Annotated in this window: 8 protein-coding genes and 1 other RNA gene; 2 read left to right on the top strand and 7 right to left on the bottom strand. The window is 40.9% G+C overall.

From position 1 onward, the window contains the following. Positions 1 to 532 precede the first annotated feature (532 nt). Positions 533 to 1,270 carry an SIS domain-containing protein gene (locus L634_RS0118450; RefSeq protein ID WP_026583725.1) on the bottom strand — a complete coding sequence of 246 codons (738 nt, stop codon included), beginning with the start codon at positions 1,268 to 1,270 and terminating at the stop codon, positions 533 to 535. Positions 1,271 to 1,284: 14 nt separating this feature from the next. Then, positions 1,285 to 2,022, bottom strand: a complete 738-nt coding sequence (nagB, locus tag L634_RS0118445) for a glucosamine-6-phosphate deaminase (RefSeq protein WP_026583724.1) — start codon at positions 2,020 to 2,022, stop codon at positions 1,285 to 1,287. A 346-nt stretch (positions 2,023 to 2,368) separates the two neighbouring features. On the opposite strand from nagB, the gene nagE reads away from it, so the two are divergent. Then, positions 2,369 to 3,745, top strand: a complete 1,377-nt coding sequence (gene nagE / locus L634_RS0118440; protein WP_026583723.1) for an N-acetylglucosamine-specific PTS transporter subunit IIBC — start codon at positions 2,369 to 2,371, stop codon at positions 3,743 to 3,745. 63 nt (positions 3,746 to 3,808) lie between these two features. Here nagE and L634_RS0118435 read toward each other — a convergent pair whose 3' ends face one another. From L634_RS0118435 to L634_RS0118420, 4 genes are all read right to left on the bottom strand, one after another. Further along, a complete protein-coding gene (locus L634_RS0118435) occupies positions 3,809 to 4,327 on the bottom strand; it encodes a GrpB family protein (RefSeq protein WP_026583722.1) in 519 nt (172 codons plus the stop codon). Positions 4,328 to 4,377: 50 nt separating this feature from the next. Continuing rightward, entirely contained in the window at positions 4,378 to 5,079 is a 702-nt protein-coding gene (locus tag L634_RS0118430) for a class I SAM-dependent methyltransferase (RefSeq protein WP_026583721.1), read from the bottom strand. A 312-nt stretch (positions 5,080 to 5,391) separates the two neighbouring features. Continuing rightward, the gene (locus L634_RS33480) at positions 5,392 to 5,532 is read right to left on the bottom strand and encodes a hypothetical protein (protein WP_157452419.1); all 141 of its coding nucleotides are present in this window, start codon (positions 5,530 to 5,532) and stop codon (positions 5,392 to 5,394) included. Between the two features lie 11 nt (positions 5,533 to 5,543). Continuing rightward, entirely contained in the window at positions 5,544 to 5,756 is a 213-nt protein-coding gene (locus tag L634_RS0118420) for a heavy-metal-associated domain-containing protein (RefSeq protein WP_026583720.1), read from the bottom strand. Between the two features lie 157 nt (positions 5,757 to 5,913). Between L634_RS0118420 and L634_RS0118415 the strand changes: the two genes are divergently transcribed. After that, a complete protein-coding gene (locus L634_RS0118415; RefSeq protein ID WP_026583719.1) occupies positions 5,914 to 6,189 on the top strand; it encodes a YqhV family protein in 276 nt (91 codons plus the stop codon). Between the two features lie 63 nt (positions 6,190 to 6,252). Here L634_RS0118415 and ssrS read toward each other — a convergent pair. Next, positions 6,253 to 6,449, bottom strand: a non-coding RNA gene (gene ssrS / locus L634_RS32825) — 6S RNA. Between the last annotated feature and the right edge of the window lie 64 nt (positions 6,450 to 6,513).

Below are 6,513 nucleotides of genomic sequence, written 5' to 3'. Positions count from 1 at the left end.
CAACTTATCCCGCCGCCGTGCTTCACACTTATTGCATTAGGGTCTACCTATTCGCCTGTGGGTCTCACGATTGTCCACATCTCCTTCAGACAACACCTCACGGTGTTGCCCTAGATTAAGCTTCCCGAGCTAGGTCAGTCTCCTCGGGTATGGATTTTCACCATCTGGGATTCAAATTCGATATCTTCANTCAGTCGTTTCATCGAAATGACGTCTCTGTCGGATAAAGAAAAGAAGAGCGTTAGCTCAGCCAACACTCTATGCGACTGCCCGTCGCACAAAAAGATCCCAATTGATATGGGATCTTGCCTGTGCTATTTTCATAAGGTCAAAGCAGATCTTGTGTTCGAACTTTTATTCGCTGAATTCCTTGATTTGTTCGCTGAAATTTGTACTTTATTCGCTGAATCCTGCATTTTATTAGCTGAATTCCATTATTTGTTCGTTAAAATTTGCACTTTATTCGCTAAGTTCACATATTTCCTCTATCATTTCTTGCATAAAGTTCTGCATCATAAAATTTCCCCGAATATTAACCTTCAAGCAGAGGAATTCTTTGTTTATATTGGTCAACCAGTTTCCGGTTATGCTCTTCTGCTCCGTCGATATTGCCGCTTTTAAAAATAGGCGGTTCATAGCCGTTATTCACCATGATTTCAACAGCCTCCACCATGATGCTATTTACAATGGCCATGCCGACGACCGAGGATGCGGATCCAAAACGATTTTCCATGGATGGATGCTTCATTAGTGCGTCACCCTCTTCAATATGGTTGTTGATGGCCAGATTCGCGGTCTGGTAAAGATATTTTCCGTTTTTATGGCGGGAAATTTGTGTTTTCGCATAACGCGGGGATGTGACGGCAACAACAAACGCTCCCTTCGATCTTGCTATTTCAGCAACATCAATTGGGACAGGATTTCGCCCTGAGGTTGAAGCAACAATAACCACATCATGCGGCTGGATATCAACACTTTGCATAAATTCAGCCGCAAGTTCATTCTGCTTTTCAAGAAAAGAGGAACGGACAGCTCCCTTATGAAGCATTAAATCCTCTATAAAAATCGGATTTACAGGCGCTAATCCTCCCGCTCTGTAAAATAGCTCTTCCCCAAGCATATGGGAGTGGCCGCAGCCAAAGACATGGACGATCCCATTTTGCTGGATAGATCCAGCAATTGCCTTGGCAGCTTCCACCATCTTCGGTGTTTCCTCTTTTTCTATAATATCCAATAATAACTGTAATTCTTTTAAGTAATGTTCAAGCATGAATTTAACTCCTTTTACACTGCCGCCATTGAACCTGATAGTGCAGCTTCGTCCGCAATTATTCTTACGTTGTGATGTTCCTTTAGAACAGCTGCAGGGAATTGTTCATCTGCTCCGCCGTTGAGAAGCTTCTCCAGCGCGTCACTTTTAGCTTCACCTGATACTAGCAGTAGGATCTCCCTGCTTTGCATGATAGATGAAATTCCCATTGTAATCGCCTGGGACGGCACGTCCTCTGGTTTACTAAAGAATCTGGCATTCGCCAGCCTTGTGGAAGGAGCTAAATCAACAATATGCGTTTTTGAAGAAAACGGGGTTCCAGGTTCATTAAAGCCAATATGTCCATTGCTCCCTATCCCCAAAATTTGCAGGTCGATTCCGCCTTTGTTTTTCAGTAAATCTTCATAACTGAGGCACTCCTTTTGCATATCTTTTGCCACACCGCTTGGAATATAGGTATTTTCCTTGCAAATATCCAAATGATCGAATAATACCGAGTTCATAAAATAGCGATAACTGTTTGGATTCTCTCCGGAAAGGCCAATATATTCATCAAGGTTAAAAGCAGTAACCTTCCTGTATGAAGTTCCATGCTCTTGATGGTCTTGAATCAAGTGTTTATAGGTTCCAACTGGTGTGCTTCCAGTAGCCAATCCCAGCTTCATTTCAGGATTTCGGCGAACATTATTCATAATATAATCGGCTGCAGTTTTGCTCATTTCTTCATAATCTTTCACTTTAATAATATCCATCATTCAGTTCCTCCTTGAAAAAACTTCTTAACTTGCATATGACAGCATTTCTGGACCGTTTTAGGAATAACTTTCTCTTTTGGTAAGAAAATAAAGTAATTACATTTGCAGTACGTTTACAAGATGAATCCTAACACTTTTAAGTATAGTTGTCTATACCAATTTAAAGTCAGATATATAGTAAATCTAATTATATTGATAATTTCCTTTTGATTTCATAAAAAATAATGCGGTACAACATTTTTCTTCTCGTATTGGTATAGACAACTATATTAATATTTTGGTATGATAACGACAGTTCGATAAAACGCTTTCTTATTTTTCATACGATAAAGGAGAGATCAAAATGTTAGGTTTTTTACAACGAATTGGTAAGGCATTAATGCTTCCAATCGCCGTCTTGCCTGCAGCCGGGCTTTTGCTTCGTTTTGGACAAGATGACTTATTAGGCATTCCGTTTATCGCCAATGCGGGAGATGCTATTTTTGCCAATTTAGCACTTATTTTTGCCATTGGGGTAGCAATGGGATTTGCGAAGGATAATAATGGGGCAGCCGCCTTATCAGGTGCTATCGGGTTCCTGGTCTTAACAGAAGGTGCAGCTGCCATTGATGAAAACATTAATATGGGAGTTTTAGGCGGAATTATTGCAGGTATTATTGCCGGACTTTTATATAACCGCTTTCATGATATAAAGCTTCCGGAATGGCTTGGCTTCTTTAGCGGGAGAAGATTCGTGCCGATCATCACTTCAGTCACCATGATTTTATTGGCAGCCGTTGCCGGATTTGCATGGCCTCCAGTACAGAGCGCTATTGATGGTCTTGGAAATTGGATTATTGGGCTTGGCGCGGTCGGATCCGGTTTATTCGGATTTTTAAACCGTTTGCTAATCCCGTTAGGTCTTCACCATGTTTTAAACAGTCTGTTTTGGTTCCAATTTGGAGAGTTTGAAGGAGCTAATGGAGACATCGCCCGTTTCTTTGCGGGGGATCCTTCTGCCGGTGCATATATTACTGGATTCTTCCCTGTTATGATGTTTGGACTTCCAGCTGCCGCTTTTGCGATTATTGCAGCCGCGAAGCCTGAAAAACGAAAAACGGTATCCGGAATGTTTATCGGGCTGGCGTTAACTTCATTCCTTACAGGAATCACTGAACCAATTGAGTTTTCATTTATGTTCATCGCTCCTCTTCTATATGGAGTGCATGCTGTTTTAACCGGGCTTTCCATGTGGATTACATCTTTATTGGGTATTCGCGACGGCTTCACTTTCTCGGCAGGAGCCATTGACTACGCGTTAAACTTTAACATTGCCGAAAAGCCTCTGTTGCTGTTAGGCATTGGTCTCATATATGCAGTGCTTTATTTTGTCATTTTCTATGGTTTAATTAAGGCATTAGATCTTAAAACTCCTGGCCGCGAAGAGGAAGAAGAAAATGGTGCTGAACATGAAGCCATTGCTGCAGAAGGAACAAATAAGCATGAAACAATGGCAAGCCAATTCATCAAAGACATTGGCGGCACAGAAAACATCACTTCCATTGATAACTGTGCGACCCGCCTTCGTTTAACCATTAAGGATATGGATAAGGTTCAGGAAAGTGCTCTAAAATCACATGGTGCAAAAGGCATCATGAAATTGAGCAAAACCAACTTGCAGATTATAGTTGGCACAGAGGTTGAATTTGTTGCAGATGCGATGAAGAGGATAAAAGAATAGGATTATAAAAAAACAGTGTCCGAAATTGGACGCTGTTTTTCGTTTTAATTTTAGACAGATTTTTTACTTCAAACTTCGGTGCCATTTTATTGCCTTCTTCTCCATCTCCTGCACAAGTTCTGATTTACCTTTTATATAAGCTTCGATATCGAAAGGATTCTTTTTCGCCAATTCTATTTTTAAGGAACTATATTTGTCCGCTGCTTCCGGATGTTTTCGCAGATAATCCCGAAAAGCCAGGTGGCGCTCGATGTCCGGATTTCCCTCTTCATACACATGGATATGATGGGTTCGCTTATCCCCTCTCTTTTGAAAGTAACACCTGCCAGGAAGGCCATTCTCTCCCTTCGGTTCATAGCCAATATTTATCATTTCAGAGTGGAAGCAGTCTATCCGGTCGATCGCTTTCACAACTGGCATAATGTCGATGATTGGCTTTGCTGATAATCCGGGTACTGCCGTGCTGCCGATATGGTGGATTTGAACAATTTCCCCTTTAAAAATGGCCTGGAGCTGCTGTGATTCTATTTCAAACAGTGACGGCCAGATAGCATTGTATGCAGTTACTTCTACTTTCCGCATAGTCATCTCCCCTATAGTGAAATCTAGTATGTTAAGGTTTCACCATTGTTTTAGCTTTTTGCTCTCATCAAACATGCCCATAAGAAATCCTCCCCGAATAGCTTGCCAGGCTGCGAGACTTTCTTCATTCGCCTAAACTGCAGAAACTCAAAATCCTCCCTAAAAACGGCCTTCAGCCTATCCTCTGTATATCCGATCCCCCCATTTAAGGTGCCTTTTCGGTATATTTCCCAGTCTGGAGTATCCAAAGCGCCATCGGTATTAAAGCAGACCAGTCCAAACTGTCCCCCAGGCTTCAGTGCTTTTTTTATTACTTCCAGATACGTCAGGCGGCGGTGCGGCGGCAGATGATGGAACATGCCGCTGTCATAAATAAAATCGTATGTATGGGGTATAAACTTATAATCAAACAAAGATACGGATTCAAAATGAATCCCTGCACCTGCTTCAGCCCCCCTTTCACGTGCCCATGCAATCGCCCTTTCCGATAGGTCTATTGCATCTACCTTTGCTCCATTTTGTGCCATAAAGATTGCGTTCCGTCCAGGACCGCAGCCAATTTCCAGCACTCTCTCCGGTTTCATCCCTTTTTCCATATACTCGGCCAAGTTTTCATCTGGCCCATTAGCTTTAAAAAAGGGAACATCTTTATCGCGGTCTTCATAAAAGCTTTCCCAAAATGGTTTCGGCTCTCTGAAAAATTCATCCAGCATAATTAATAGATCCTCAACATTCAAAATCACTTTTTCCATACCTTAACCTCCTATGGTGGTAATTGTACTAAAAGTTCCCAATTTTGTGTTTACAGTAACATTAAAGTAGGATTAATTCAGGAAAAAGCGGATGTCTTCTTCATTAAAATTTCCCTTACAGAAGTATATGTTTGGCCAGTATTTCCTTTTGACTGCATTTCTAATCGCATACTATTCGTTTCCCGGAAATTTTTACTATGGGCCTTCCGTTTCCTTATTATCGAGTATAGGGTTCTCTTTCAATGTAACACTTGTAACGTAAATGAAATAAAACCCTCAACCATTTCTGGTGTAAGGGTTCTATCCTTCAATCTATTCATAGATCTCATCAGCGTTTTTATAACGCATTTTTTCAGAATGAATGAATTCCTCTTTTTCTTCCTGCCTATGAAGATCTTGCATTGCCGGTTCCAGTTTTTTATTTTCTTTTGTGCTGCTATAGTCTTTATCCAAGCTTTGGCCTCCTATTGTTCGAGAATATGCAAGCCATGCTGCCGAATTCTGTTTTGGATCTGTTCCTGGGCAATCTGGCTGGCATCGAATGTAATCTTTACTTCTCCATCCTCTATGTCGACTAAAGCCCTTTCGATTCCTTCCATTCCCATTAGGATTGTTTCAAGGGTCTGAATTGGCTGTTCACTAACTGCTTCTTTTATAAAAAAGGTGATATCTTCCATATTAATCTCCCTTCATTGTTTCGTCTCTGCTTATAATCCCCTTAAAAACTCAAAGAATTCCCTTAAGCTAAGGCATTTTTTAAAGAAAAGCCAAAATCCTATCCTGCAATCGGGGGTTTGTACATATATTAAAAGAGGAACTTTTAGGAGGTAACAAATGTTTATATTCCTTGATAAAGCGATTCTTGGCATGGCGCTCCTGCGTATACTATCCGGAAGTCTTGAAATCTTTGCAGCTGTTTTGATTATAAAGCTTAATGATGTTGAAAAAGCGCTTATCGTAAATAGCTCTCTTGCCCTAGTGGGGCCGCCGATCCTGCTGATCACCACTGTCATTGGGCTGACCGGCATGGCAGACAAAATTTCTCTTTCAAAAATCTTATGGGTTTTAATTGGAGTGGGATGTATCATTTATGGAGTTAAAAGCAACTAAGCCAGCGGCTTTTTAAATATAAAAAAACCAGCCCCCGATTGGAAACTGGTTTGATAACGATAGTATGTAGCCGCCGTTGCCGTAACTGATGATAAGAAAGTTTTAAACCACCACTCCTCAAAGTGGGTGTTTGCAGAAACATTCCTGCCTGTCCTCCTTGTCTAATCGACAGAGGCTTGTCATTCCTGTTCCGATGTTAAACTCCCTATTTCAGCTTAAAGGTTAAAACTTAATTATAATTACGTACAATGCAGCTTGTTTTATTATAATAAAATAATCTTTCTTTGATTTCAATAGCAATGTTTTCCTGCTATTTAGCGTCTA

Origin of the sequence: Bacillus sp. J33, from assembly GCF_000518885.1 — a bacterium.
Lineage (GTDB): Bacteria > Bacillota > Bacilli > Bacillales > Cytobacillaceae > Cytobacillus.
This window is presented reverse-complemented; position numbering and strand designations above follow the sequence as displayed.